The following is a 24,269-nucleotide window of genomic DNA, read 5'->3' as shown; positions in this document are numbered from 1 at the left end:
ACGGTGAGAGCAGGCGGCCAGGGCACTCGAACCGCTGACCTAACGACTGCCTCCCACCTCCGGCTTCGCTAACTTGAGGCTGGGGTGGGAGTACCTTCGTCCCATCCGGTCTTTTTCTAGGACAGTGACGTTTGGGAAAAGTCATGGGCGGGACTGTGGGCGGCACCTGGAACGTCGAACCCCTGACCTTCCGATGTCGTGTATTCTTGAGCCTCTTGAACTCAAGGCAAATCCGTTTTATGCTGTCTGGGACGGGGTTTTCGCTCAGCTGGTTAGAGCGAACGACTTATAATCGTTAGGTCCCCGGTTCAAGTCCGGGCATCGCCACCAAGAGAAAAAAACCTCGTCCTGGGACGGGGTTTTTCTCTTTGCCGCCGGGGGTGGTGGCCGCTGTCCGCCTCACCCCACTTCGTGCTCTGCCAGGGCCCGGTAGGTCGCCGCTGCGGCGAGGCCCCCGGCCAGATACCAGCCCACTGTCAGAAGCGGGGTCAGCGGGGCCTGTTCGCCCGGCTGCCGCCCCAGCCCGAGGGGACGCGGCAGCAGCGCCCCGCCCACCCCGGCGGCCAGCCCGAGCGCGCCGCCCCACGGCCAGGCCTTCCGGGGCGACCCGGTCCCCACCAGGCTGTAATACAGGCTGTTGGAAACGATGTCTGCCAGCAGGGTCCAGCGGTAGAGGGCCTCACCGTGCGGCGGCGGCACATCCGCGGCCCGCAGGGAGCGGCTGAGGGCACGTTCCCCAATCACCTCCATGCGGGGGGCGTGGGGCAGCACCCGCCGCGCGCCCTCGTTCAGCAGCGTCACGGTGACGGCCCCCACCAGGCCCGCCGCCGCCACCGGCACCCAGCGGCCGGGGCGGCCCTGGCTTTCCTCACGCGGCTGGAGGTGCTGGCTCCCGGGTGTCTGGTCCTCGTGTGTGCGGGCCTGGTTCTCGTTCATCGCGTTCCCCTTTCGGCGTTTCCTCCCTGTGTACCGCATGGGCGGCGCGGCGGGCCGTTTTCTGAAGAATGGCTCTGGAGGGGCCTGCTGTTCCTGCCCCAGGCACGCGGCCAGCCCGGCGGGAGGGTCTACGCTCGGTCCATGACGACCCTCATTTCCGGGCTGGACCACATCCAGGTCGAGGCCCCGGCGGGCTGCGAGGCGGACGCACGGGCCTTTTTCGGGGTCTTCCTGGGCCTACCGGAACGGCTCAAGCCGGAGGCGCTGCGTGCGCGCGGTGGGGTCTGGTTTGCCTTGCCCGACGGGCGGCAACTGCATGTGGGCGTCACCCCCGATTTTGTGCCGCGCGAGAAGGGGCATCCGGCGCTGCGGTGCCCCGACCTCGCCGCCTTCCAGGCCCACTGCGACGCGCACGGCGTGCCGTACCGCGCGGACGCGGAGGCGGGCGTGGCGCGGGTGTTCCTGCGCGATCCCTTCGGGAACCGGCTGGAGGTCGTGGCGGGCGGGCATGAAAGCGTCCCGCTGAACGTTGCCCCCTGAGTGCCGCGCCTAGAATGCACCCCATGACGGACCCCACCCCCACGCACACCCAGCGCGGCCCTGCCCCCCGAGGAGAGGTCGAGCGCGACACGCTGGTGCGCTGGCTGAACGAGTATCTGAACATCGGCGCCTATCCCGACCCCAGCCTCAACGGCCTCCAGATCGAGGGCACAGGCGTGATCCGGCGGGTCGCGGCGAGCGTGGACACCAGCGTCAAGACAATCCAGGACGCCGCCGACAGCGGGGCGGACCTGCTGCTGGTGCATCACGGGCTGTTCTGGGGCCAGCCCCTGGCCGTCACCGGGCCCCACCGCACCCGCGTCCGCACGGCGCTGATGGCCGACCTGAACCTCTACGCCGCCCATATCCCGCTGGACGCCCACCCCGAGGTCGGCAACAACGCGATGATCGCCCGCGCCCTGAGCCTCCAGAACCCGCAGCCCTTCGGGGACTGGCAGGGCCACAAGATCGGTCTGGCGGGCGAGCTGCCCTTCCCGCAGTCCCTCCAGGACTTTGCCGACCGCGTGCAGAAGCTCACCGGCGAAATCTGCCTGGTGCATGGGGGCGGGATTCCCCAGGTTCACCGTCTGGGCATCGTCAGTGGCAGCGGCGCGGGCGCGGTGGCGGAGGCCGCCGCCGCAGGCCTCGATACCCTGCTGACCGGCGAACCCGAGCACAAGCACTTTCACGACGCTTTCGAGTACGGCGTGAACGTGGTGTTTGCCGGGCACTACGAAACCGAGGTCTTCGGCGTGCGCGCCCTCGCCGCCCGGCTGGAGGACGAGTTCGGCCTGCCCTGGCAGTTTTTGCACCACCCGACCGGGCTGTGAGGGTGGCCTGTGACGTGTGGCGTGCCGCTTGGAGAGGAGGCCTGTCTTCAAGCCACCGGCCACGGGCAACAGCCCACGGAGCCGCATGACCCCCCCCTTCATCACCTTCGAAGGCCCCGAGGGCGCGGGCAAGAGTACGCAGCTCGCGCGGCTGGCGGCGCGGCTGGCGGAAGCGGGGGTGCCGCATCTGGTCACGCGCGAGCCGGGCGGGACACCGCTGGGCACGCGGGTCCGCGAAGTGCTGCTCGACCCGGCGTTGAGCATCGACCCGCTGCCCGAGTTCCTGCTGTACTCCGCCAGCCGCGCGCAACTGGTCGCCCACGTGATTCGTCCGGCGCTCGCACGTGGTGAGGTGGTGGTGTGCGACCGCTACGCCGATTCCAGTCTGGCCTACCAGGGCTTCGGGCGGGGGCTGGGTGCCGCCTTCCTCGCGGACCTCACGCGGGAGGTGACGGGCGGACTGGTGCCCGACCTCACGGTGCTGCTCGACCTCGATCCGGCGGTGGGCTTGAGCCGGGCGGCCTCACGGGGTGCCCCCGACCGCCTGGAACGTGCCGACCTGGGCTTTCATACCCGCGTGCGGGGGGGCTTCCTGACCCTCGCGGCCCGCGACCCCGCCCGATTTCTGGTGCTGGACGCCACCCGCGATGTGGATGCCCTGGCCGGCGACATCTGGCGGGCGGTGGAGGAGCGGCTCTAGTCTCCGGCCTCAGCGTCCCGTCCGGCCCCGCCCGGTGGTGCCCGTCTCCGGCTTCAGGCCCGGCACCTTCACCTCGTACACGGTCGGCCAGCGTTTGCCGGTCAGCAGCAGGGTACCGCGCTCGGGCACATAGGCGACGCCGTTGGGCACGTCGTCGAAGGTGAGGGGCTGCCCGGCGCGGGCCGCGTCGGCGCTGGCCTCCTGCATCAGCGGGGTCACGTCGAGCCAGGCCGTCACGTTCCCGCTCTTCGGGTCGATCCGCGCGATGCGGTTCGTGAGCCAGACGTTGGCGTAGACGCTGCCCTGCACGTATTCCAGCTCGTTCAGGTTCTTGACCGGCTGGCCCGCGTCGGTCACGCGGAGGGTGCGGGTCAAGGCAAAGGTCCGGGGGTCGCGCCAGAACAGCGTGTTGGACCCGTCACTCATGATCAGGCTCTTGCCGTCGTTGGTGAGGCCCCAGCCCTCGCCCTGATAGCGGTAGCGCCCCACCTCGCGCAGGGTCGCGGCGTCGAAGGCGTAGGCCAGCCCCGACTGCCAGGTCAGGTGGTAGGCGACACCGTCCAGCACGCTCACCCCCTCCCCGAAGGCGCTGGCGAGCGGCGTGGCGACCGCCGCCAGCACCCGCCCGCTTTTCAGCTCCACCCGCCGCACCCCCGACTCGCCCACCTGCCCGGTACTCTCGGCCAGCAGCCCGTTTCCGAGGTATTGCAGCCCCTCGGTAAAGGCCGCGCGGTCGTGGGGATAGCGGGCAGTGACGGTGGGTCGCAGGACCGGCGTGGGCTGCGCGAGGGCTGCCGTCAGGGTCAGGGTCGCCAGGGTGGGCAGAACAGCAGGCAGGAACAGGCGGGGGCGCATCACTCCTATGGTAGCGGGGCCGCCCCACCTTCCGGCGTTCAGCAGTCGTTCACCGACTCGGCGGCGCTGCGTCAGGCCTGCGTCTCCACCGCCGGTTTCACGAAGGCCGCCGAATCGTAGTAGGTGCGGAAGGAGCCGACCTGCTGCCCGTCGTGTTCGATCACGCTCGCGCCCCGGTAGGCGATGTCGGTGCCGTCCTGGAGCTGGCCGGTGGCCTCCCACTCCATCAGCCCGGTGTGGCCGTCGTCGCTGTGGTGGGTGAACTGGCTGCGAATGGTCTGGAAATTGCCCAGATACGCCTCCCAGAACTGCCGCGCCCCCTCCTGGCCCCGCCAGAGCTGCGTGGTGAGGTTTTGCAGCGTCGCGCCTTCTCCGAACAGCGCGACCAGTTCCGCCGGATCGCCGCTCTGCTCGGTGGTCTGTAACGCCCGCATGAAGTTCTCGGTCAGATTCGCCATGGCCCACGACACCATGCAGAGGAAGGGAAAAGCGTGGCCGATCACCCAGGCGGGCGGCTTATGAAGCAATGCCTAACGAGCGGGCCGCCGCCTTCCGCACCGCCTCGTGGGGGTCGTCCAGCAGGGGCCGGAGGTGCCCCACCTCGCCCCATTGCCCGAGTGCCCACGCGGCGGCCTCGCGCACTTCCCAGGCGGGGTCCTGCACGCCGGCCAGCAGCAGCGGCCAGCCTTCGGGGGTACGGGTGTTGCCCAGCACGGTCAGCGCGTTGCGGGCCATGCCCTTGCGGCGGGGGCGCAGGAAGGCGGTGCCCGCGAAGCGGCGCTCGAACTGCCGCTCGCCCACGCCGAAAAAGGCGCTCAGGTCGGGGTGTGCCAGTTCGGGGTCGGGCCTGAGGAGTTGTGCGAGCGGCCCCGCCTTCTGGCTCCAGGGGCAAACCTCGCTGCACACGTCGCAGCCGAAGAGCCAGTCGCCCGTCCCGGCGCGCAGTTCCGGCGGCACCGGCCCCCGGTGTTCGATAGTCAGGTAGGAAATGCAGCGTCGGGCGTCGATGGCCCGGTCAGGCCCGATGGCGTTCGTGGGGCAGGCGGCCAAGCAGCGGAAGCAGCGCCCGCAGCGGTCGGGGTGGGCCTCCTGCGGCCCCTCGAACGGCAGGTCGGTCAGCAGCACCGCCAGCGTCACGAAGGCCCCCAGCCGGGTGCTGATGTTCATCCCCGACTTGCCGCGCCAGCCCAGAAAGGCTCCCGAGGCAAAGAGGCGCTCCATCACCGGGCCGTGGTCCACATACCCGCGTGCCCGCACGCCCAGCCGCGCCGCTTCCTGCTCCAGCCGGGTCAGGACGGGCTGGAGCTGGTCGTGGTAGTCGGGGGTCCAGGCGTAGCGGGCCACCTGCCCGACCCGCACGCCGCCTGCGGGCACGCCGGGGTCCGCGAAGGCGTGCGAGACGCCCAGCACCAGCACGCTCGCCGCGCCCTCCAGACGGCTCGCTGGGTCCGAGCGGGCCGGAAGTTGCCGCTCCAGATAGCCCATGCCCGCATGCCGTCCCGCGCCCAGCCACGCCGCGTATTCGGCCACCGCCGACGCTGGAACGTGCGCGGGTGCCCAGCCCACCGCGTCTGCGCCCAGCGACAGGGCGAGGTCGGAGAGGAGGTCGGCGCGGTTCACGGGGGAGAGTATGGGGCCTGGGGGGCGGGGCCTGTGGGGTGGAGGGAACAGAAGGGGGCTGCCTTCTTCGGGGGTGTGGGCGGGAGGTTTTTTTGGGGCAGGATATCTTGCCGCGAGTTTCCCCCACCCCCCCAGCCCCCCTACCCCCAGAGGGGGCAGTGGGGAGCGGCGCTGCGCTGGGCAAGGGAGGTTCCTGGCGGTGGAAGGCTTGCCAGGCTTCGCTCTGGTTTCCCCCTCCACGCTATCTCCGTCCATGTGGCGGCTGCGGGCCTGCGGCCCGAAAGCTCCTCTGCCGTGACGGTGGGTGTGGAAGGCGGGTATCGGCCACCTGCTGCAAAGTTTGAAAAGAAGGCAAGAGCTGTAGCTGCCTGGGGCGGGCTGGGTGTTTGGGTACGTCTTCTGCCGGGCTGTCAGCAACACGGATGCTCGCTCCCGATCGCCAACCCGGACAGCGGCAGCGCCAAACAAAGAAGGCGGGGGAACACCTCCCCCACTCTACAAGCGACACGCTACAAGCTATACAGGCCCAACCTCACTTCCCGAACGTCCCCGCCCGCACCACCACCAGATTCGCCGGGTCCACGTACTTCCGCAGGGCGTCCTGGGCCATCTGGGGCGTGACGGCCTTCAATTTGGCCTCGAAGTCGGCGGTGAAGGCGTAGGTGCGGCCCAGGTAGAGCTGACGGGCCAGTGCCCCGGCCACGTTGGCGTCCTCGCTGCGGGCCACGCGGGCTTCTTGCAGCAGGGCGGACTTGGCGGCCTCGATTTCCTGGGCGGTGAAGCCTTTCTGGCGGGCCAGGTCGAGTTCCTCGCGCATGGCGGCCGCCACCTTGCCCGTCACGTTGGGGTTGAAGATGGCGTAGGAGGTAAAGCTCGCCTTCTGGTCCTGGCTGGAGACGCTGACGCCGCCGCCCGCGCCGTAGCTGAGGCCCTCTTTCTGCCGCAGCCGGTTGAAGAGGCGCGAGTCGGTCCCCGCGCCGAAGACGCGCATGGCGACCGCCAGGGCCGGGTAATCGGGGCTGTCGTCGCGCAGCGGGAAGTTCAGGCGGGCGAAGTACACCGCGTTGGCCTTGTCGGGCACGTTCAGCACGAGGTCCTGCGTCTGCGGCGTGGTCAGTGGCAGGGTCACGCGCTGGTAGGGCACGCCGCTGCTGAAGCCGCCCAGAATCTCGGGCAGCGCCGCGCGGATGGTCTGCGGGTCGAAGTCGCCCACTACCGCCACCTGCGCGCGGGCCGCGCCCCAGACCTTGCGGTAGTAGTCCTGCACCTGCGCCAGCGTGACGGCGCGGGTGTCCGCGATGCTCTCGTCGAGGGTGGGCGCGTAGCCCAGGTCGCCGCGTTTGGCCCCCGGCTGCATAAAGACGCGCGCCAGCGCCTGCCCCGCCACCGCCTGCGGCTCGTTGCGGCCCGCTTCCAGGCTGTCCAGGGCGGCCTTTTTAATCTCGTCGAAGTCGGCCTGGGGGAAGACGGGTTCGCGCAGCACCTTGCGGACCAGCGCCAGCGCCTCGGGCAGGTGTGTGCGGTCGGTGCTGACGGTGACGGTCACCCCGGTCGCGCTGCCGTCCACTTGAAGCTGCGTCTTGATGGCCTCCAGGCGGTCGTTGAGTTGCTGGCGCGTCAGGCCCTGACTCCCGCGCGTGAGCAGCGGCGCGATGAAATCGGCGGCGTCCTTCCCGCTGCGGGCGGTGTCGGGGTTGCCGAAGTCGAGGCTCAGGACGAACTCGACCCGCTCGCCGCGCGTCTTCTTGGGCAGCAGGGCCACGTCCGCGCCCGCCACCTTCTCGCGCGTCACGCGGGCTTCGAGGGCGGCGGGTTCGGGCGCAATCGTTTCACCCGCCGCGAGGGCCGCGCGGCCCTGGTAGCCCTTGAGCAGTTCGGCGGCGCTGGGGGCCGCGCCCACCGTCACCCGGTCGGGTTGCGCGGTCGGGACGAAGAGGCCCAGCGTCCGGTTGGTGGGCTTGAGATACGTCGCTGCCACGCGCTGCACGTCGGCGGGGGTCACCTTGTCCAGCTCGTCGCGCAGCTTGAACAGCAGCCGCCAGTCGCCCGCCGCGATGTACTCGGACAGGGCCAGGCCGACCGACTCCGGCTTGGCGAGCAGTTGCTCGTAGCCGCTCACCACGCGGGTGCGGACGCGGGCCACGTCCTCCTCGGTAAAGGCCGTCTTGCTGGCGTTTTCCAGGGTCGCCAGCAGGGTCGCCTGGGCGGGCGCGGCGTTGTCGTCCTTGCCCAGGACCGCCGCGTACAGCATCAGGCCGGGGTCGTCGGCGCTGTTGGTCAGGCTGCCGATGGCGGTGGCCTGTTTGGTCTGTACCAGCGCCTTGTACAGCCGCCCGGCGGGTTCGTCGGCCAGAATCTGGTCCAGCACCAGCAGGGCGGGCATGTCGGGGTGCCGCACGCTGGGCATGTGGTAGGCCGCCAGGATAATCTGCTGGTCGCCCACGCGCCGCACGGTCACGCTGCGCTCGCCGTCCTGCGGGGGTTCCACGGTGTAGAGCGGCGGCAGCGTGCGCCAGGGCTTGCGAAGGGGGCCGAACTCGGCGGCGATGAGCTTCAGGGCCTGATTCGGGTCGAAGTTCCCGGCCAGCGTCACCACCGCATTGTCGGGCTGGTAATACCGCTGGTAAAAGGCCTTGAGGCGGTCCACCGGCACGTTCTCCACGTCCGAGCGGTTGCCGATGGCCGTGTTCCCGTAATTGTGCCAGTCGAAGGCTACCGAGCGGACCTGCTTGTACAGCAGGCCGAAGGGACTGTTCTCGCCAGACTCGAACTCGTTGCGAACCACCGTCATCTCGGTCTTGAGGTCGTCGCCGCTGATTTTCGAGCGCGTCATGCGGTCGGCTTCGAGGTGAACGGCCCAGGCAAGGTTGTCCCCGGTGTTCGTCAGCGTCTCGAAGTAGTTGGTGCGGTCCTCGCTGGTCGTGCCGTTGAAGTCGGCCCCGCGCTTGCCCAGGCCCTCCAGGATGTTGCCGCTGGTCGGCGTGCCCTTGAACAGCATGTGTTCGAGCAGGTGCGCCATGCCCGTCTCGCCGTAGTTCTCGTTCTTGCTGCCCACCAGATACGTCACGTTCAGGGTAAAGGTCGTCTTGGACGTGTCGGGGAACAGCAGCACCCGCAGCCCGTTGCGGAGGCGGTACTCGCGGATACCTTCCACCTCGGTCACGAAGGTCACGCCTGCGGGGAGGGCAGCTTGAGCGGTGGTGTTGGTTGGAGCCGCAGCGGGCGCGGTCTGCGCGGAGGCGATGGTGCCGGACAGCAGCGCGAGGGTGAGGAGCAGGGCCTTACAGGGCCGGGCCTTCTGGGAAAAGCGGACAGACATGCAGCCTCCGAAAAAGGGGAGAGAAGGAAAGGTCAGCGAGAATGCCAGGACCGGATACGGGCTGAACCTGAGTGGAGTTCCGCCCCGGAGCTTAGCGCCCGCCCCGTCCCCCGGCGTCCGACTTCGGGAGGAGGGCCGCAGAAAAGGCCCGGACACCTGGCCCGGACCTCCTCGGAAGCGGAATGCCTATCGTCCGAGGTTTGCTGCCGCCGCCTCGTCCAGAAACCACAGCGGGGCCTGCACGCGCGCGACCGGATAGTCGCCCTCGCCCGCCTGCACCCCCCGCAGCACGTCGGCCTTGCCCGCGCCGGTGACCAGCAGCCAGCGGGCGCGGGCGGCGTTGATCTCGGGAAAGGTGAAGGTCAGCCGTCCGGTGTCCAGCTTCGGCACCCAGTTCGCGGCGACCCGGCCCGTTGCCTTCAAAGCCTCGGTGCCGGGAAAGAGGCTGGCAGTGTGGCCGTCCTCGCCCATGCCCAGCAGCACCACGTCGAGCTGCTCCGGCAGCCGGGCCGCGTAGTCCCGCGCCGCGTCCTCCAGCGGGCGGCGCTCGCCTTCCAGACGGTGAATCTGGGCCTCGGGAATCGGCACGTGTGTCAGCAGTTCGTCATGCGCCAGCCGGTAGTTGCTGTCCGGACTGTCCGGCCCCACGCTGCGCTCGTCGCTGAAGTAGATATGCACGGCTTTCCAGGGCACCTGCGGCAGGTTGCGCAGTGCGCGGTACATCAGCTTCGGGGTGCTGCCGCCCGACAGCGCCACGCGAAAGGCCCCGTGCGCCGTCACGGCCTCCCGCGCCGCCTGGGCGAAGGCCTGCGCCGCCGCCGCTGCCGTGGCCTGCGCGGTGGGGAAGACGCGGAGGTTCATTTCTTCTCCAGGCTGGCCCGCGCCAGTGCCCAGGCCCGCTCGAAGACTTCTCGGCGCTCAGGGCGGGCCATCACGCGCGCCAGGCCCTCGGCCAGACTCATGCGCGGCACGTTCAGCTCGGTCACGCGGTCCATGCCCGGCCAGTGGCATTCGGTCCGCACCAGGTCTTCGCCCTCGGCGCTCAGCGTGAAGCGCACACCGTCTCCCGCGAGTTCCAGGCCGCACAGGTCGCCGTTCTCGCGGCCACAGCGGGCCGCGCGGAAGGTCACGCCCTCCAGGTCGGGCCACCCCAGCGTGTCGGCCACCCAACCCGCGAAGAGGCGGGCGGGAAGGTCGTTCTTGCCCGCGTAGCGCACGGTCAGCCCGTTCACCTGCCCCAGTTGCCGGGCGGCGTCGGGGCTGTCGAACACCTGGGCCAGTGCCTCGCGCCAGTGGGCCGAGCGCGACCAGCCCAGGTCGGCCAGGGCGTAGTGCCGCGCCGGGGGAATGTCCAGCGTGAGGCTGTCGGCGATCACCTGATCGGCGATGTCGGTCAGCTCGCGCAGCAGGACGCCGCTGGGCCGGGCGTCCGCGCCCCACCACACGTGGTTGACGGTGGCCGGGCGCAGCAGCGGCAGAATCGCGCCCTGAAGCTGCTCCGGGCTGGCGTCCAGCGTCAGCCGCTCGATGTACAGGCCGCCCGGCTGCGGCACCAGGCTGACCCGCACCCGCACCTCGTCCGTGCCGTTCAGCACGCCGATAATCTGCCGCCCCGCGTAGCGCCCCTCCAGCCCCGCCAGGGCTTCCTCGACCCGGCCCAGATGCTTTTTCACGGTCAGCGCGATGATGTTGCCGGTGTACGCCCGCGTCTCCACATCGGTCTGCACCCACAGCTCGTCCAGCGTGGCCTGCGCGCGGCGCACGGTCGTCTCGACCGGGCCGAGGGGGCGAAGGTCGGTGGCCTGGGTCATAAAGTACCTCGGCTGGGCTGCTGTGCACGTCCGAGGGGGGAGGCAGGACGCAGGACGCGGTGCGCGGTGAACGGCCCCATCTTTTCCTGCGTCCTGCGCACCGCGTACCGCGCCCCTCTCACAGCCGCCTCCAGCGCCGGTCCTGGCCGATCAGGTTGTCGGCGGCCTCCGGTCCCCAGGTGCCGGCGGGGTAGTTGGGGAAGTCGGGGGCGGCGGCGTCCGGTCCCTCCCAGGCTTTCAGCAGGCCGCTGACGATCTGCCAGGCATGGTCCACCTCGTCCTCGCGGGGGAAGAGGGTGGCGTCACCCAGCATCGCGTCGAGCAGCAGCCGGGAATACGGACTTTCGAGCTGTGCGCCGAAAGCGTCGTAGCGGAAGTCCATCACCACCTCGCGCAGCACCATTTCCTGCCCCGGCGACTTGCTGGAGAACTTCAGGCTCACGCCCTCGTCGGGCTGGATGCGGAAGGCCAGCACGTTGCGTTCCAGCCCGCCCGGGAAGATGCCCAGCGGCGGGCGCTTGAACACCACCGCGATCTCGGTGACCTTCTTGGGCAGCCGCTTGCCGGTTCGCAGAAAGAAGGGCACGCCCTCCCAGCGCCAGTTGTCCACCTCCAGCTTGATGGCGACGTAGGTGGGTGTGGTGCTGCCGGGCTGCACGCCGGGTTCCTCGCGGTAGCCGGGCACCTTCTCACCGTACAGGGTGCCGGGGCCGTACTGGCCGCGCACGGCGACCTCCGGCACCCGCTCCACCGGAATGGGCTTCACCGACCGCAGCACCTTCACCTTCTCGTCGCGGATGGCGTCGGCGTCGAAGGCGGCGGGGGCTTCCATCGCCGTCAGGGTAAACAGCTGCATCAGGTGGTTTTGCAGCATGTCCCGCACCACCCCGGCCTCCTCGTAGTACCCGGCGCGGCCTTCCAGCCCCAGGTCCTCGGCGGCCGTGATCTGCACGTGGTCCACGTAGCTGCGGTTCCACAGCGGCTCGAAGATGGCGTTGCCGAAGCGGATCGCCATCAGGTTCTGCACCGTCTCCTTGCCCAGGTAGTGGTCGATGCGGTACACCTGAGACTCGTCCCAGACGCGGTGAATGGCGTCGTTCAGCTCGCGGGCCGAGGCCAGGTTCCGCCCGAAAGGCTTCTCGATGATGATGCGCCGCCAGCCCTCCGACTCGTCGGATAAGCCCAGGCGGCCCAGGCCGTTGCTGATCGGCTCGAAGAGGCTGGGCGGCGTGGAGAGGTAGAAGAGGGCGTTCTTGCGCCCGCCGTGCGCCTCCTCCGCGCGGTCGAGTTCCTTTCTGACCAGGCTGTACACCTCGTCCGCGCCGAAGTCACCGAACTCGTAGTACAGCAGGTCGCGGAACTTCTCCAGCGCGCCGGGCTGCGGCGTGTCGGTTTCCTTGCTCGTTTGCAGGGCCTCGATCACGAAGTCCTTGAACTGCTCGTCCGTCATCTCCTGCCGGCCCACGCCCACGATATTAAAGGCGCTCCCCAGCAACCCGTCCTGCCACAGGCCGAACACGGCCGGCAGCAACTTGCGCTTGGCGAGGTCGCCCGTCGCGCCGAAAATCACCAGCGTGGCGGGTTCGGGGGCGCGGCTGCGGCGCATCAGGGCGCGGAAGGGATTTTCTCCGGTGTCCTCCGCTCCGGACTTCGGCGTGCGGGCGCGGGTCTTGCGGGGCTTTTTAGCGGGGGGAGCAGGCTGGGCCACGTCGACGTTCTGCGCTTCCATCTTCTGGGTCACGGCCTGCTGGAGCGGGTCTGGAGCAGGCGGCGCGTCGGAGGCTCGGGCGGCCTGCTCTTGTCCCGCCTGCTGTGAGGGCGCGGCTTTGCTCCCGGTCTTGCCCTTCGTCATACGTCACCCGTGACAGGCTGCTGGCCCGTCTCGCCCAGTTGCTCGGCCTGTTTCTGGCTGCCGGTGTCGGGCCGCGCGGCCTGGGTGGGAATGTTCTCCGGCGCGGCGGCCTTGGGGTGTTCGCCGGGCTGCACTTCCGGCACCACGCCTTCCTGCCGGTTGGTTTCCAGCGTCTTGACGGCGTGACCCCCGAAGGCGCGGCGCATGGCGCTGAGCATCTGCCCGGCGTAGCTGACCTCCTGCTGCGAGCGGAAGCGCATCTGGGTGCTGAGGGTGATGACCGGGGTGGGCACGCCCAGTTCGATGGAGTCGATCACCGTCCAGCGCCCCTCGCCCGAGTCGGCCACGTAGTCCGAGAGCTGCGAGAAATCGGCGGCGTTCTTCAGCGCCTCGGCGGTGAGGTCGAGCAGCCAGGAGCGGATCACCGAGCCGTGCCGCCACAGTTCCGCGATCTGCGCCATGTCCAGCCCGAACTCCTGCTTGGCGTGCAGCAGCTCGAAGCCCTCGGCATAGGCTTCCATCATCCCGTACTCGATGCCGTTGTGGACCATCTTCACGTAATGGCCCGACCCCGCAGGCCCCATGCGGCCCCAGCCCTCGTCCGGCCCGGGGGCCAGCACCTCGAAAATGGGGCGCAGGCGCTCGACAGCCTCCTCGGGGCCGCCGATCATCATCGCGTAGCCTTCCGTCAGGCCCCAGACCCCGCCCGAGGTGCCCACGTCCACGAAGTGCAGGCCCTTTTGCGCCAGTGCCTCCGCGCGGCGCATGGTGTCCTTGAAGTTGGAGTTGCCGCCGTCGATGATGATGTCGCCCGGCGCGAGCCTCGCCGCCAGATCGTCGATCACCGACTGCGTGATCGCGCCCGCGGGGACCATCACCCACACGGCCCGCTGGCCCGGCTCGCCCAGCTTGGCGATCAGCTCGTCCATCGTGCGGGCCCCCCCTGCGCCCTGCGACTCGACCAGCGCCACATTGTCCGGGTTGCGGTCGTAACCGACGATCTGCTGGCCGCCCTGCGTCAGCCTCAGCACCATGTTGCCGCCCATCTTGCCCAGCCCGATCATGCCCATCTTCATGTGTACCCCCCCGGCACCGGGCTGGACACGGAAGCGCTTCCAGCCTCAGCACCTACTGATGGGCATGATACGCGCGGGGTAAAGGGTGTTTCCCTTCCTGAAGGGGAGATTTAGGTGCGGCCCGGCGCGCTCAGCACTCGGCCCCCAGTGCGCGCACCTGCTCGCGGTTCAACCCCTGATAGCGGTCGGTGAGGGGCAGGGTCAGGCCGGGGTCTTCCCGGAACCGCCGGAAGTCTTCCTCGCTGATCTGGACCCGGGCCGCGTACTCCCCGATACCGCACTGCACCATGAACAGCACGCAGGGCTGCCCGGTCTGTGGATGCCGCCCCAGCGAGAGGCGCAGGTCCCGGAAGACCGTTTCTTCCCGCAGGTCCCACAGGTCCATGTCTGCTCCCCCATTCCCCTGCCCGGCCCCCACCGGGCTACTTCCTGCGCCGCGCCGCTTTGGCCGCCGCCTTCGCGGCCTGCTGGTTTTCCTTCTGTTTGCGCTGCATCTCGCGGCCCATGTCCTCGACGAGTTGCGCGCCCTGGGCGTCCACCTGACGCTGGAGTTCCACCAGGGTGGTCATGACCAGGTTGTGCAGCATCCGTTCCAGGGGCTTCAGAATCCAGCGGTAGCGCACCCGGCCATTCAGCGTCAGCGTGACCTCGGTGCCGCCGGGCATGGCCTTGAAGGTCCAGCCCTGCGTCAGCTTTTCCAGCGGTCCCACGTTCCGCACGCTTTCCCAGCCGCCCCGCAGCGGCGCTTGCAGTTGCCCGTATTTGGCGACAAAGCTCAGGCCCAGCAGCCGCCGCGAGAACTTGAAGCGCACCCGCGCATTGTTGGTCAGCCGTCCCTCGCCGCCCTCGTACTCGGCCTGGACCAGATTGGGGTCCCAGCGCACCCGCCGCTTGGGTTCCAGCGCGAGGCGGTACAGCACGTCCGGGCGCGACCGCACCACGATGCTCTGTTTGATGTGGATGTCTTCGGACATGTCGGGGGTCACTGTAGAGGATGTGGGGCGTGGGATGTGGAGGCGTTGGCCTGAGCTTCCGCTTGTGCTCGCCTACGCCCGGCAATCCATACCCCCTCAGTCCAGATACGCCCGCGCCCGCAGGTGGCTGGCCCGCAGGTTGAACCGTTCGGCGTACTTCACGCCCGCGAGGCGGCCCAACGCGGCGCGGCCCTCGCGGAACTGCTCGGCGGTCCAGGCCCACTTATAAAAGTCGCGGTAGTACCCGGCCACGTCCTGCGCGGCGCCGAACGTCTCGCCAACGTCCACGAACACGTCGGGGTAGGGGCTGGCGGGCGCGTAGTACTGGTAGAAGCGCACCGGCTCGCGCCACGCTTCCAGGCGGGTCACGTCCTCGCCGCTCTCGACCGCCTCGTCGCCGCTGAGGTTGGGGGCCGGGGGCATCGCCGCGCCGCCGCCCGACTCGTTGATGATCTTGGGGATGCGGGCCAGCGTGATCGCGTCGTAGGCGATCTTGGCGGTCATGCGGTGGTCGGGGTGCGGATGATCGTCGCTCCAGGTGATGACCGCGTTGGGGCGGAAGTGCGCGTACAGCCGCGCGAGTTGCAGCGCCTCGCCCCGCCCGCCGGTCATGCGGCTGTCGCCCATGTCGAAGAAGTGGTACGTCGCCCCGATGCGGTCGGCCACCCACGCGCCGTGTTCGCGGCGAATGCGCGTGACCTCCTCGTGCGAGGCGTCCCCGAATTGCGACGCCAGTTCGCCCAGCGTCGTCCAGACCAGCATCACCTCGTCGCCGCGCGCCGCGTGGGCCGCCAGCGTCCCGATGCACCCGATCTCGTCGTCGGGATGTGCAAAGACCGCCATGATTCGCATGTGGAGAGGATAGGGGTTGTGGGCTGTGGGGTGGAGGTTGTGGGGACGTTGGCCTGAGCTTCCGGCTTGTCTACAACCTCCAGCCCACTACCGGATAAACCGGATGCTCAGCGGATAGCGGTACGCCCGCCCCTGGTTCACCCGGATCACCGCAAGCAGCATCACGACCAGCGGGAAGGCCCACAGCACCAGGCTGGCGGGGATGAAAAAGGCGAAGAAGGCCGCCAGCGAGCCGAAAAAGGCGAAGGCGCCCAGGTCCGGGGCACCCGTCGCCGCGCCGAAGGCCCCGCCCAGCAGCCCCAGGCTGAACAGCGCGAAGAACAGCAGCCCCACCAGAAACGAGTACAGCCACACGCTGAGTTGAAAATTCAGCGCCTCCCGGCCCTGGTCGTCCAGCACCGGGGCGCGGTCGCGGTAGGCCAGCCACGCCGCCAGCGGCCCCAGCACGTTGCCCAGCGCGGGCAGCACCAGCCCCAGCAGCGGCGAGAGGTGAATCACCAGCGCGGGGGTGCGTTCGGCTTCCGGGATGAAGCCCGGGGCATGGACGGGGGCCTGGGGCAGTCCGGGGAGGCTCATGTTGACAGTACGCGCCGGCCTTCCCTACAGTTCCGGGGAGATGACAGGACTTCCGAAAATTTCCGTTCGGTTTCCGGGAATTTTCCGAGCGGAACCCCTAAGGCGGTGCTCAGAAAGGTTGCCGACCCTTTCTGAGCCGAACGGAGTGAGCAACCGTGATAAGGGCGGCGCAAAGTGGAGTTGCCGCCCAACATATGCGGCAACGGTACGGAGCGCCGCCCGATGACCCGGCCCGGCGCAAAACCGCAGTTCAGAAAGTCCGCCGCACAAAAGGCCCAGGACGCCGCCCGCGACCTGTTGCCGATCAAGGCGGGCATTCAGCCGGATGTGCCGGTCGCCGGGGAACAGGTGGAGCTTTACAGCGACGGGGCGTGCGATACCCAGGCCGGTCACGGCGGCTGGGCGACGATCCTGAACTACAAGGGGCAGGAGCTGATTCTCAGCGGCAACGAGGAAGGCACCACCAACAACCGCATGGAACTGCGCGGCCTGCTGGAGGGCCTGTTGGTGCTCAAGCGGCCCTGTCAGGTCCGGGTGGTGACCGACAGCCAGTATCTCCGCAAGGCCTTTACCGACGGCTGGATTCTGAAGTGGCAGCGCAACGGCTGGAAAACGGCGGGCGGCGACCCCGTCAAGAATCAAGACCTCTGGGAAGAACTGATCGCGCAGGCCAGAATCCACGCCCTGACCTTCGTGTGGGTGCGCGGGCACAACGGCCACGGCGAGAACGAGCGGGTGGACGTGCTGGCCGTGCAGGAACGCAAGAAACTCAGGGCCGGGTAAGGGTACAGCCGAAGCGTGCCCTTCCCCAACGACTCGGAATGGGCGTGACCATGAATCCAGCCCGGCGGTAAAAACCCACCGCGTCCTCATCCGTCTCCGCAACCACGCGCGCCGCTTTCAGATGCTCTGCCAGGGCGTGCAGCAGCGCCCGCGCGTAGCCCCGCCCTTCCTGGCCCGGCGCGGTGCCGAGGTGCAGCACCTCCACCTCCTGCCCATGCGGCCGGAGACCCGCTGCGCTCACGGGTCGCCCCTCCAGCGTCCAGGCAAAAATGCGGCGCTCCGGGTCGCTGCGGTAGCTCTCCAACGTGCGGCGAATGCGCGCGGGGTCGGGGAACATGGCGCGGGCCAGCAGCGCCCCCAGCTCGGGGGTGAGGGCGTCCGGTTCGGTCAGCATGGGGGCAGGGTACGGCCCCGGCCCTCTGCCCCCGCCATCTGACGGATGTGCGGCCCAGTCCGCAGGGCCTACGCTGCCCGCGATGAAGGCTGCGCCCACCGCTGATGCCCCCGCGAACGGCTGGCGGACCTTCCTGTGGCTGTGGGGGTCGCAGGCGCTGAGCGTGCTGGGCGGTGGCCTGAGCGGGTTCGCGCTGAACATCTACCTCACGCAGACGCGCTTTCCGCTGGACACGCAGCGGGCGGAACTTGCGGCGGCCCTGTCCCTGACGGCGCTGGGCTGGACCTTCGCCGCCCTTCTGGGTGCGCCGCTGGCCGGTGCCCTGGCCGACCGCTGGGACCGCCGCCGCATGATGCTGACCTGCGACCTGCTGGGGGCGCTGGTGCTGGCGGGTGGCGTGGCCCTCGTCACGCTGACCACCCCGCCCGTGTGGGCGCTGGTGGCCTTCACGGCGACGCTGGGCCTGATCGGCACCTTTCACGGCTCGGCCTTTGACACCAGTTACGCGGTGCTGGTCCCCAGAGCGCAGCTCCCCCGTGCCAACGGCATGATGCAGACCATCTGGAGCCTCTCGGGCCTGCTGAGTCCCGCGCTGGCGGCGCTGCTGATCGGCCTCCCGGCGCTGGCCCGCTCGGGGGGTGGCCCGGCCTGGCTGGCGGGCATCGGGGACGGTGTGCCGCTGGCTTTTGCGCTTGACGGGGCCACCTTCCTGCTGGCCGCGCTGGTGATCTCGCGGCTGCGGATTCCCACCCCGCCGCGCCGCGACCTGCCGGGGGGAGAAACCGGACCGCGTCCCAGTCTGGGGCAGGACATGCGCTTCGGCTGGCGCTTCATCTTTGCGCGTCCGCCGCTGCTGCACCTGCTGCTCACCTTCGCCGCCGTGAATCTGCTGACCAGTGGGGTCGGCGTCCTCCATCCCCTGCTTGTCCGGTTTGCCCTGCTGCCCGACGCGGCGGCGCGGGGCCTCTCGCAGGGGGCGGCGCTGGCGACCCTCTGGACGGCCTTCAGCGCCGGGGGGCTGGCGGGCGGCCTGCTGGTGAGCACCTGGGGCGGCCTGAAGCGGCGGCGGGTGCTGGGCGTGCTGGTGCCGATGGTGCTGGCGGGCGCGGCGCACGCGGCCAGCGGGGTTCTCGGGGCGCTGGTGCCGGTCTGTATCGCGGTGGCCTGTTTCGGGTTGATGACGCCAGTCATGAACGCGCACTCGCAGGCGATCTGGCAGTCGCAGGTGCCGCCGGACATGCAGGGCCGGGTCTTCAGCGTGCGCCGCCTGATCGCGCAGTTCACGGCCCCCGTCAGCACCGCCCTGGCGGGTCTGCTGGCCGCCCGCACCGCGCCCGGCAGCCTCCTGCTGTGGTCGGGGCTGATTCTGGTGCTGGTCGCGGGCGTGCAACTGCTGAATCCGGTCATTCGCCGGGTGGACTCTCCGCTGACGCCCGCCCCGGTGCTGGGAGCCGAAGTGGGCGACTGATCCGGCGGGGCAGGATGGGGGGGGAAGCAGCCCGGCGCCTTCTTTCCCCTCCACTGAAGCTCGCCGATTTGCGTCCGCCCGATCACACCACCCGTTCTAGACTGCCGTGTCATGTCCCCAACCCACTTCCCTGACGCCCGGGCGGGCGGCTGGCGCACGTTTCTGGCCCTGTGGGGGTCGCAGTCGGTCAGCCAGATCGGCAGTTACGTCGCGTGGTTCGCGCTGAATGTGTACGTCGCCCAGACGCTCTACCCCGACCCCGCGCAGAAGGCCCCGCTGGCGCTGGCACTGGGGGCTTTCGCCATCGCCGCCACGCTGGGCGCGGTGCTGCTGGCCCCGGTCGCCGGTTCGGTCGCGGACCGCACGCCCCGCCGGCGCGTCATGCTGGTCTGCGACGTGCTGAGCGGCCTGCTGACCCTGGGCCTGTTCGTGCTGATGACCGCCATGGTCGTGCCCTTCTGGCTGCTGTTCGCCTTCGTGGTCGTCACGCAGGCGCTCAGCATCTTTCACGAGGCGGCGCTGGAAAGCAGTTACGCGATGATCGTGCCCGAAGAGCAGCTCACGCGTGCCAACGGCATGATGCAGACCACCCGGCAGTTCGGCAGCCTGCTGGCCCCGACGCTGGCGACGCTCCTGATCGGTGTTCCGGCCCTGCTGGGGCACGGTCCGGCGGCGGGGGGGTGGCTCGCTCACCTCAACAGTGGCGTGCCTTTCGCGCTGCTGGTGGACGGCGCGAGCTTCCTGATCGCCGCCGCCTTTCTGGCCCGCCTGCCCATCCCCAGCCCGCCGCCTGCCGAGGACCACGGGGGGGCCGCTGCCAACCTGAAGGCCGACACGCGCCTGGGCTGGACCTACCTGCTGCGCCGCCCGCCGCTGCTGCACCTGCTGTTCCTGGCCGCCGCGCTGAACTTCGCCACCGCCGCGATCCCGGTCTATCAGACCCTGCTGACGACCTTCACGCTGGAACCCGACCGTACCGCGCGCGGCCTGAGCTTCGCCGCGACCCTCGCCATCATCCAGACGGTGACCAGCGCGGGCATGTTCCTGGGGGGCCTCGCCATCAGCACCTGGGGCGGGCTGAAGCGGCGGCGCGTGCTGGGCATCCTGCTGCCCTCCCTGCTGTCCGGCGCGGGTCTGGTCCTGATGGGCCTGTCGGGCAACGTATACCTCACCGCCGCCGCCTTTGCCCTTGCCGTCTTTGTGATGCCGATCACCAATGCCCACAGTGCCGGGATCTGGCAGAGGCAGGTGCCGCGCGAACTCCAGGGCCGGGTGTTCGCCGTGCGCCGCATGGTCGCCCGCTTCACCGTGCCGCTGGGCATGGCCTTTGTCAGCGGGCTGTCCACCACCCTGCCCCCCGGCCCGGTGATCGCCGCGCTGGGCGTACTGGTGATCGTCATCAGCGGGCTGCAACTGCTGAATCCCACCGTGCAGCGGGTGGAGGACAAGGCGTATCTGGAGGCGCTGGCGGCGGCGCGGGGAGAAGGCCCCTCGGCCGCAAGGGGGAAGGAAGCCGATTCCACAGCCGGGACGGGATGAACCCTTCTAGGCAAAGGAAACAGTGGTCAGCGGGAGTATCCCTCCGCTGACCACTGTGCACTCCCCACTTACTGCCGCTCCAGCCACCCCGCCAGCCAGGGCAACTTCTTGCCCACCCCCTCGCGCAGCCCGCCCCAGTAGCGGCGCGACCAGCCTTCCAGGGTGCGCTGTTTGCCGCGCGCAATCGCCAGCGCGCCTTCCGGCACGTCCTCGTGGACGGCGCTGCCTGCGGCGATAAAGGCCGCGTCCCCCACCACGCGCGGGGCGATCAGGGTGGAGTTGCTGCCGATGAAGACGCCTGCGCCGACCTGGCTCTGGTGCTTCTGCACGCCGTCGAAGTTGGCGACGATCGTGCCCGCCCCGATGTTCGTTTCGGCACCGACCGTCACGTCGCCCAGGTAGGCGAGGTGCCCGGCTTTGACCCCCGCCGAGAGCCGCGCGTTCTTCGTCTCCACGAAGTTGCCGATGTGGACGCCCTGGCCCAGCACGGTCCCGGGGCGCAACCGGGCGAACGGTCCCACGTCGCTGCCCTGGCCGACCTGCGCGCCTTCCAGCACGCTGTGGGGCTTCACGGTCACGCCCGCTTCCAGCACGCTGTCGGTCACCACACTGTAGGCCCCGAGGGTCACGCCGTCCGCCACGCGCGTCTGGCCGCGCAGGATCACGCCCGGCTCGACCGTCACGTCGCGGCCCAGCGTCACGGTGTCCTCGATGCGGGTGGTGGCGGGGTCCTGCAAGGTGACCCCGGCTTTCATGTGGGCCGTATTGATGCGCCCGCGCAAAATGGCCTCGGCCTGGGCGAGCTGGGTGCGGTCGTTCGCGCCCATCACCTCGTCCGGGTCGTCCAGTTTGAAGGCGCGGACCGGCGCGCCCGCCTGCCGGTACAGTTCCAGCAGGTCGGTGAGGTAATACTCGCCCGCCGCATTCTGGTTGGTGATGCGCCGGGCCAGCTCGGGCGCGCGGGCGTCCATCACGTACACGCCGGAATTGAACTCGCGCACCGCCTTTTCCTCGGGCGTGGCGGCCTTTTCCTCTACGATGCGTTCCACGTGGCCCTGCGCGTCCCGCAGAATGCGGCCATAGCCGGTCGCGTCGGGCAGCTCGCCCGTCAGGATCGTGAAGGCGCTGCCCTGCGCGTCGTGGGCGGCGAGCAGCGCGCGCAGCGTTTCCGTGCGGAGCAGCGGCGTATCACCGTACAGCACCAGGATGTCGGCGTCGCCCGTGTCGCCCAGAGCGTCGGCCCCGACCAGGAAGGCGTTGCCGGTGCCGAGCTGCTGGGCCTGCCGCGCAAACTGCACCCCGGAGCCTCCCAGCGCCGCCTCCACCTGCTCGGCCCCGTGCCCGGTCACCACCACGATCTTCCGCGCGCCCAGTTCCTGCGCCGCCTTGACCGCCCAGGCCACCATCGGCCGGCCCGCGACCGGGTGCAGCACCTTCGGCAAGGCCGATTTCATGCGGGTGCCCTGACCCGCCGCGAGAATTACCACGTCCAGCGGACGTTCTGTCTGTGTCATGCAAAGTCACCTGTCCGGGGGTCAGTGTAAGGGAAGGGGTGAGGGCGGCGCACCGTTCGGCTCGGAAAGGTTCGGCAACCGGTCACGGCACTGCCCCAGGCGTTAGAGCATTTGTCCGAATGACACCGCCCTGGGGAAAGCGCCGCCAACGGTTCCATTCTCCCAAACGCTCTTCCTATTGCACTCGCTGTCTTAAGCAGAACGGACTGTCGGTCAGAACGGACTCGCTTGAGCAAGCCTGCCCTCCCCTTGAGGACGCCTGCCCGCCCACTCGGTCAAAAAGAAGGTCTCTTTTTGACAAATGCTCTAGGCAAAAGAAGGAGGCGGTGGCTCGCCCTTTCCGCGACCACCGCCCCGCCGGTTTCTGCTCTACGCGCTTTGTACTTCTTCCCGCGTGTCCGGCTTGTTCCGAATTCGCCACAGCATCCAGAGGCTGACCAGAATCAGCGGGATGCTGATCAGGTGCGTCTCGGTCCACAGACCGATGCCGGGCTGGTCGAGGCCCTGGCTGAGATAGGACTTGAGGGGCAGCGGGTTGAGGCGGAAGGTTTCTTCCAGCCCGGCGCGCAGAATCGAATACCACAGCCAGAACTGCCAGAAGGCCCACCCCGCCTTGCGCGACCGCAGCCAGAAGAAGGCGGCGACCGATAGGATGATGCCGATGATGACGCCGTACATCTGCGTGAAGTGGACGGGCGCCGTCATCACGAGCTGCCCGCCGATCTCGCGGCAGTACTGCGAGAGGTCCAGGTCCGGGTTGGGGTTGGGCACGCACATGCCCTCGTGAAAGGCGCGGGCGGAGGCGGGCCAGTGGTAGCCGATGGGCCAGCCGGTCACGCGGCCCACCGTATCGGTGCCGTTCATGATGTTGCCGATGCGCCCGCCGATGATCCCGAAGGCCACGCCCGGCACGCACAGGTCGGCGTACTGGTAGAAATTGAGCTTGTAGCGCCGGGTGTAGTAGATCAGGACCAGGATGCCGCCGATCAGGCCACCGTGAATGCTGATGCCGCCCTGGCGCAGATTGATGATGTCCAGCAGCACGCGGGGAAAGGGAATGTGCTCGAACTGGTGCCAGGAGGTCGCCACGAACACCAGCCGCGCCCCCACCAGCCCCCAGATGATCATCCACAGGATCATGTCGTTGAAGAGGTTGACGTTCAGGCCGCGTTCACGCGCCATCTTCGTCCCCATCCACACGCCCGCCACGATGCCGAGCGTGATCAGCACGCCGTACCAGGCAATCGTGAAATTGCCGATCTGCAAGAATACTGGGTCCATAAGTCGTGTGCAGTCTAGCCGGGTTGCGGCCCCCCGACACGCGGCCAGAAAAAACCCGGCCACACTGGGCCGGGCGGGGTCGGGGAAGGCTTTAGAGCCTTTGTCAAAAAGAGACCTTCTTTTTGACCGAGCGGAGCGAGTGAAAGAGTGAGAGCGTTTGGGAGAATGGAACCGTTGGAGGCGCTTTCCCTCCAACGGTGTAATTCGGACAAATGCTCTAGGTGCCGCTGCCGATGGCGTTACTCTCCTCCACCGGAACCACGCGGAATGCGCGTGAGAGCAGCACGCCCAGTTCGTACAGCGCGTACAGCGGCACGGCGACCAGCAGCATGCTGCCGGGGTCCGGCGTCGGCGTGATGATGGCGGCGGCGATCATGATGGCGACCAGCGCGATGCGCCAGCCCCTGCGCAACATCGTGTGGTTGACGATGCCGATGCGGGTGAGGATCACAGCCAGGATCGGCAGCTCGAAGGCCAGCCCGAACGCCACCAGGAACGTCACCACCATCCCGATGTAGTCCTGGAGGTCCAGCAGCGGCGTGACCACCCCGTTCAGGAAGTCCACGAAGAAGCGCACCATCGTGGGCAATACCAGCGTGTAGCCGAAGACCACACCGGCCAGGAACGACAGGCCGGCCCCGATGATGAAGGGCAGCCCCCAGCGGCGTTCGTGCGGATACAGGCCCGGCGCGATAAAGGCCCACACCTGCGACAGGATGAAGGGCAGCGCGATCGCCAGCCCCGCCCACAGCGAGAGGGTGAAACTCAGCAGGAACTGCGCCGTGAGCTTGGTGACGATCACCTGCACCTTGTGCGCCTGGTACAGCTCCGAGTATTTCAGCGGTTCCTTGATCAGATCGATCAGCTGGACCCGGTACTGGAACGCGATCACGACCCCGACCGCCAGGAAGATCAGGCTGATGATGATGCGTTTGCGCAGCTCTTCGAGGTGCTCGAGCAGCGGCGCGCTCTTGAGTTCGGCTGAGGCCTGGGGCGCTGGGGGCTGGGTCATCGCAAAGCCTGGTCCTTACGCGCGGTGGTCGCGCTCGGTGACGGTCTCCACGACTTCGGCCACGCGCCCGTCCGCCGTGCGGGTCACTTCCGTGGTCACGCGGGTCTGCGGATCGAGCGGGCGGGCCTGCACGTCCGTCACGGCGGGCACCACCGGGTCATGAACTTCCTTCTTGAACTCCTTGATGCCCTGGCCCAGCCCCTTGCCGAGCTGCGGCAGCTTGCTGGCCCCGAAGACCAGGGCGATCACGACAATGATCAGGATAATTTCGAGTGGTCCGAGTGACATGTGCTTCCTCCTTGGGGGTGTGGTCCCGGGGGACCCACGTGGTGACGGG

The 24,269-nt window shown here is 69.0% G+C and carries 24 protein-coding genes; 6 read left to right on the top strand and 18 right to left on the bottom strand.

The annotated features are described in order from the left end of the window. Window positions 1-399: 399 nt before the first annotated feature. Window positions 400-936, bottom strand: coding sequence for a hypothetical protein (locus DEIPH_RS10660; RefSeq protein WP_235183224.1), 537 nt, complete (start codon window positions 934-936; stop codon window positions 400-402). Window positions 937-1,077: 141 nt separating this feature from the next. On the opposite strand from DEIPH_RS10660, the gene DEIPH_RS10655 reads away from it, so the two are divergent. The 3 genes from DEIPH_RS10655 (at window position 1,078) to tmk (ending at window position 3,006) form a co-directional block, all read left to right on the top strand. Further along, complete coding sequence (locus tag DEIPH_RS10655) at window positions 1,078-1,476, top strand: VOC family protein (protein ID WP_034357743.1); 399 nt, start codon at window positions 1,078-1,080, stop codon at window positions 1,474-1,476. A 14-nt stretch (window positions 1,477-1,490) separates the two neighbouring features. Further along, on the top strand, window positions 1,491-2,306 hold the full coding sequence (locus tag DEIPH_RS10650; protein WP_152544899.1) for a Nif3-like dinuclear metal center hexameric protein: 816 nt from the start codon (window positions 1,491-1,493) through the stop codon (window positions 2,304-2,306). An 85-nt stretch (window positions 2,307-2,391) separates the two neighbouring features. Further along, window positions 2,392-3,006, top strand: coding sequence for a dTMP kinase (tmk, locus tag DEIPH_RS10645; protein WP_034357738.1), 615 nt, complete (start codon window positions 2,392-2,394; stop codon window positions 3,004-3,006). 9 nt (window positions 3,007-3,015) lie between these two features. Here the strand turns inward: tmk and DEIPH_RS10640 are convergent, their stop codons facing one another. The 12 genes from DEIPH_RS10640 to DEIPH_RS10585 all read right to left on the bottom strand — a co-directional run bounded on the left by DEIPH_RS10640 (window position 3,016) and on the right by DEIPH_RS10585 (window position 15,941). Further along, complete coding sequence (locus tag DEIPH_RS10640) at window positions 3,016-3,861, bottom strand: glutaminyl-peptide cyclotransferase (RefSeq protein WP_034357736.1); 846 nt, start codon at window positions 3,859-3,861, stop codon at window positions 3,016-3,018. 71 nt (window positions 3,862-3,932) lie between these two features. Then, window positions 3,933-4,319 (bottom strand): nuclear transport factor 2 family protein, encoded by a 387-nt coding sequence (locus DEIPH_RS10635; protein WP_034357812.1) that lies wholly within the window; start codon window positions 4,317-4,319, stop codon window positions 3,933-3,935. A 58-nt stretch (window positions 4,320-4,377) separates the two neighbouring features. Next, window positions 4,378-5,481 (bottom strand): tRNA epoxyqueuosine(34) reductase QueG, encoded by a 1,104-nt coding sequence (gene queG / locus DEIPH_RS10630; RefSeq protein ID WP_034357733.1) that lies wholly within the window; start codon window positions 5,479-5,481, stop codon window positions 4,378-4,380. Between the two features lie 532 nt (window positions 5,482-6,013). After that, window positions 6,014-8,800, bottom strand: coding sequence for a M16 family metallopeptidase (locus tag DEIPH_RS10625; protein ID WP_051517309.1), 2,787 nt, complete (start codon window positions 8,798-8,800; stop codon window positions 6,014-6,016). A gap of 186 nt (window positions 8,801-8,986) precedes the next feature. Beyond that, on the bottom strand, window positions 8,987-9,661 hold the full coding sequence (pgl, locus tag DEIPH_RS10620) for a 6-phosphogluconolactonase (RefSeq protein ID WP_034357732.1): 675 nt from the start codon (window positions 9,659-9,661) through the stop codon (window positions 8,987-8,989). Beyond that, window positions 9,658-10,611 carry a glucose-6-phosphate dehydrogenase assembly protein OpcA gene (locus DEIPH_RS10615; protein WP_034357731.1) on the bottom strand — a complete coding sequence of 318 codons (954 nt, stop codon included), beginning with the start codon at window positions 10,609-10,611 and terminating at the stop codon, window positions 9,658-9,660. Before DEIPH_RS10615 ends, pgl begins: the two co-directional genes overlap by 4 nt. Before the next feature lie 118 nt (window positions 10,612-10,729). Further along, window positions 10,730-12,340 (bottom strand): glucose-6-phosphate dehydrogenase, encoded by a 1,611-nt coding sequence (gene zwf / locus DEIPH_RS10610; RefSeq protein ID WP_235183225.1) that lies wholly within the window; start codon window positions 12,338-12,340, stop codon window positions 10,730-10,732. A 119-nt stretch (window positions 12,341-12,459) separates the two neighbouring features. Then, a complete protein-coding gene (gene gnd, locus DEIPH_RS10605) occupies window positions 12,460-13,539 on the bottom strand; it encodes a phosphogluconate dehydrogenase (NAD(+)-dependent, decarboxylating) (protein ID WP_034357730.1) in 1,080 nt (359 codons plus the stop codon). Between the two features lie 130 nt (window positions 13,540-13,669). Continuing rightward, entirely contained in the window at window positions 13,670-13,924 is a 255-nt protein-coding gene (locus DEIPH_RS10600; protein ID WP_034357729.1) for a hypothetical protein, read from the bottom strand. A 37-nt stretch (window positions 13,925-13,961) separates the two neighbouring features. After that, window positions 13,962-14,513 (bottom strand): SRPBCC family protein, encoded by a 552-nt coding sequence (locus tag DEIPH_RS10595; RefSeq protein WP_034357728.1) that lies wholly within the window; start codon window positions 14,511-14,513, stop codon window positions 13,962-13,964. Window positions 14,514-14,609: 96 nt separating this feature from the next. Beyond that, entirely contained in the window at window positions 14,610-15,365 is a 756-nt protein-coding gene (locus DEIPH_RS10590) for a PIG-L deacetylase family protein (RefSeq protein WP_034357727.1), read from the bottom strand. Window positions 15,366-15,452: 87 nt separating this feature from the next. Further along, window positions 15,453-15,941, bottom strand: coding sequence for a DUF4870 domain-containing protein (locus DEIPH_RS10585; protein ID WP_034357726.1), 489 nt, complete (start codon window positions 15,939-15,941; stop codon window positions 15,453-15,455). A gap of 222 nt (window positions 15,942-16,163) precedes the next feature. On the opposite strand from DEIPH_RS10585, the gene rnhA reads away from it, so the two are divergent. Continuing rightward, entirely contained in the window at window positions 16,164-16,724 is a 561-nt protein-coding gene (gene rnhA / locus DEIPH_RS10580; protein ID WP_034357725.1) for a ribonuclease HI, read from the top strand. Here the strand turns inward: rnhA and DEIPH_RS18800 are convergent. Further along, entirely contained in the window at window positions 16,711-17,118 is a 408-nt protein-coding gene (locus DEIPH_RS18800) for a GNAT family N-acetyltransferase (RefSeq protein ID WP_051517308.1), read from the bottom strand. The two genes, rnhA and DEIPH_RS18800, sit on opposite strands and share 14 nt — an antisense overlap. A gap of 82 nt (window positions 17,119-17,200) precedes the next feature. On the opposite strand from DEIPH_RS18800, the gene DEIPH_RS10570 reads away from it, so the two are divergent. Together DEIPH_RS10570 and DEIPH_RS10565 are read left to right on the top strand one after the other, a co-directional pair. Beyond that, window positions 17,201-18,586: an MFS transporter gene (locus DEIPH_RS10570; RefSeq protein ID WP_051517307.1), complete on the top strand. Its 1,386-nt coding sequence runs from the start codon at window positions 17,201-17,203 to the stop codon at window positions 18,584-18,586. Between the two features lie 111 nt (window positions 18,587-18,697). Beyond that, window positions 18,698-20,125 carry an MFS transporter gene (locus tag DEIPH_RS10565; protein WP_051517306.1) on the top strand — a complete coding sequence of 476 codons (1,428 nt, stop codon included), beginning with the start codon at window positions 18,698-18,700 and terminating at the stop codon, window positions 20,123-20,125. Between the two features lie 68 nt (window positions 20,126-20,193). Here the strand turns inward: DEIPH_RS10565 and glmU are convergent, their stop codons facing one another. From glmU to DEIPH_RS10545, 4 genes are all read right to left on the bottom strand, one after another. Then, a complete protein-coding gene (glmU, locus tag DEIPH_RS10560; protein ID WP_034357724.1) occupies window positions 20,194-21,639 on the bottom strand; it encodes a bifunctional UDP-N-acetylglucosamine diphosphorylase/glucosamine-1-phosphate N-acetyltransferase GlmU in 1,446 nt (481 codons plus the stop codon). Window positions 21,640-22,008: 369 nt separating this feature from the next. Continuing rightward, on the bottom strand, window positions 22,009-22,920 hold the full coding sequence (lgt, locus tag DEIPH_RS10555) for a prolipoprotein diacylglyceryl transferase (RefSeq protein ID WP_034357723.1): 912 nt from the start codon (window positions 22,918-22,920) through the stop codon (window positions 22,009-22,011). A 217-nt stretch (window positions 22,921-23,137) separates the two neighbouring features. After that, window positions 23,138-23,932 carry a twin-arginine translocase subunit TatC gene (tatC, locus tag DEIPH_RS10550; protein WP_034357722.1) on the bottom strand — a complete coding sequence of 265 codons (795 nt, stop codon included), beginning with the start codon at window positions 23,930-23,932 and terminating at the stop codon, window positions 23,138-23,140. Between the two features lie 15 nt (window positions 23,933-23,947). Then, window positions 23,948-24,220 carry a twin-arginine translocase TatA/TatE family subunit gene (locus DEIPH_RS10545; RefSeq protein WP_034357721.1) on the bottom strand — a complete coding sequence of 91 codons (273 nt, stop codon included), beginning with the start codon at window positions 24,218-24,220 and terminating at the stop codon, window positions 23,948-23,950. Window positions 24,221-24,269: the final 49 nt, after the last annotated feature.

Origin of the sequence: Deinococcus phoenicis (genome assembly GCF_000599865.1) — a bacterium.
GTDB classification, from domain to species: Bacteria; Deinococcota; Deinococci; order Deinococcales; family Deinococcaceae; genus Deinococcus; species Deinococcus phoenicis.
Note: the sequence above shows the minus strand (reverse complement) of the source record. Positions and strands in the feature narration are given on the sequence as shown.

Bases quoted from the DNA above. Each gene is read 5' to 3' on its own strand.
- tmk (WP_034357738.1), top strand. From the start codon at position 2,392: ATGACCCCCCCCTTCATCACCTTCGAAGGCCCCGAGGGCGCGGGCAAG.
- DEIPH_RS10565 (WP_051517306.1), top strand. From the start codon at position 18,698: ATGTCCCCAACCCACTTCCCTGACGCCCGGGCGGGCGGCTGGCGCACG.
- DEIPH_RS10635 (WP_034357812.1), bottom strand. From the start codon at position 4,319: ATGGCGAATCTGACCGAGAACTTCATGCGGGCGTTACAGACCACCGAG.
- DEIPH_RS10625 (WP_051517309.1), bottom strand. From the start codon at position 8,800: ATGTCTGTCCGCTTTTCCCAGAAGGCCCGGCCCTGTAAGGCCCTGCTC.
- DEIPH_RS10655 (WP_034357743.1), top strand. From the start codon at position 1,078: ATGACGACCCTCATTTCCGGGCTGGACCACATCCAGGTCGAGGCCCCG.
- DEIPH_RS10595 (WP_034357728.1), bottom strand. From the start codon at position 14,513: ATGTCCGAAGACATCCACATCAAACAGAGCATCGTGGTGCGGTCGCGC.
- lgt (WP_034357723.1), bottom strand. From the start codon at position 22,920: ATGGACCCAGTATTCTTGCAGATCGGCAATTTCACGATTGCCTGGTAC.
- rnhA (WP_034357725.1), top strand. From the start codon at position 16,164: ATGACCCGGCCCGGCGCAAAACCGCAGTTCAGAAAGTCCGCCGCACAA.
- DEIPH_RS10590 (WP_034357727.1), bottom strand. From the start codon at position 15,365: ATGCGAATCATGGCGGTCTTTGCACATCCCGACGACGAGATCGGGTGC.
- DEIPH_RS10585 (WP_034357726.1), bottom strand. From the start codon at position 15,941: ATGAGCCTCCCCGGACTGCCCCAGGCCCCCGTCCATGCCCCGGGCTTC.
- DEIPH_RS10660 (WP_235183224.1), bottom strand. From the start codon at position 936: ATGAACGAGAACCAGGCCCGCACACACGAGGACCAGACACCCGGGAGC.
- DEIPH_RS10615 (WP_034357731.1), bottom strand. From the start codon at position 10,611: ATGACCCAGGCCACCGACCTTCGCCCCCTCGGCCCGGTCGAGACGACC.
- DEIPH_RS10640 (WP_034357736.1), bottom strand. From the start codon at position 3,861: ATGCGCCCCCGCCTGTTCCTGCCTGCTGTTCTGCCCACCCTGGCGACC.
- glmU (WP_034357724.1), bottom strand. From the start codon at position 21,639: ATGACACAGACAGAACGTCCGCTGGACGTGGTAATTCTCGCGGCGGGT.
- gnd (WP_034357730.1), bottom strand. From the start codon at position 13,539: ATGAAGATGGGCATGATCGGGCTGGGCAAGATGGGCGGCAACATGGTG.
- DEIPH_RS18800 (WP_051517308.1), bottom strand. From the start codon at position 17,118: ATGCTGACCGAACCGGACGCCCTCACCCCCGAGCTGGGGGCGCTGCTG.
- DEIPH_RS10650 (WP_152544899.1), top strand. From the start codon at position 1,491: ATGCACCCCATGACGGACCCCACCCCCACGCACACCCAGCGCGGCCCT.
- pgl (WP_034357732.1), bottom strand. From the start codon at position 9,661: ATGAACCTCCGCGTCTTCCCCACCGCGCAGGCCACGGCAGCGGCGGCG.
- DEIPH_RS10570 (WP_051517307.1), top strand. From the start codon at position 17,201: ATGAAGGCTGCGCCCACCGCTGATGCCCCCGCGAACGGCTGGCGGACC.
- DEIPH_RS10600 (WP_034357729.1), bottom strand. From the start codon at position 13,924: ATGGACCTGTGGGACCTGCGGGAAGAAACGGTCTTCCGGGACCTGCGC.
- zwf (WP_235183225.1), bottom strand. From the start codon at position 12,340: ATGGAAGCGCAGAACGTCGACGTGGCCCAGCCTGCTCCCCCCGCTAAA.
- DEIPH_RS10545 (WP_034357721.1), bottom strand. From the start codon at position 24,220: ATGTCACTCGGACCACTCGAAATTATCCTGATCATTGTCGTGATCGCC.
- tatC (WP_034357722.1), bottom strand. From the start codon at position 23,932: ATGACCCAGCCCCCAGCGCCCCAGGCCTCAGCCGAACTCAAGAGCGCG.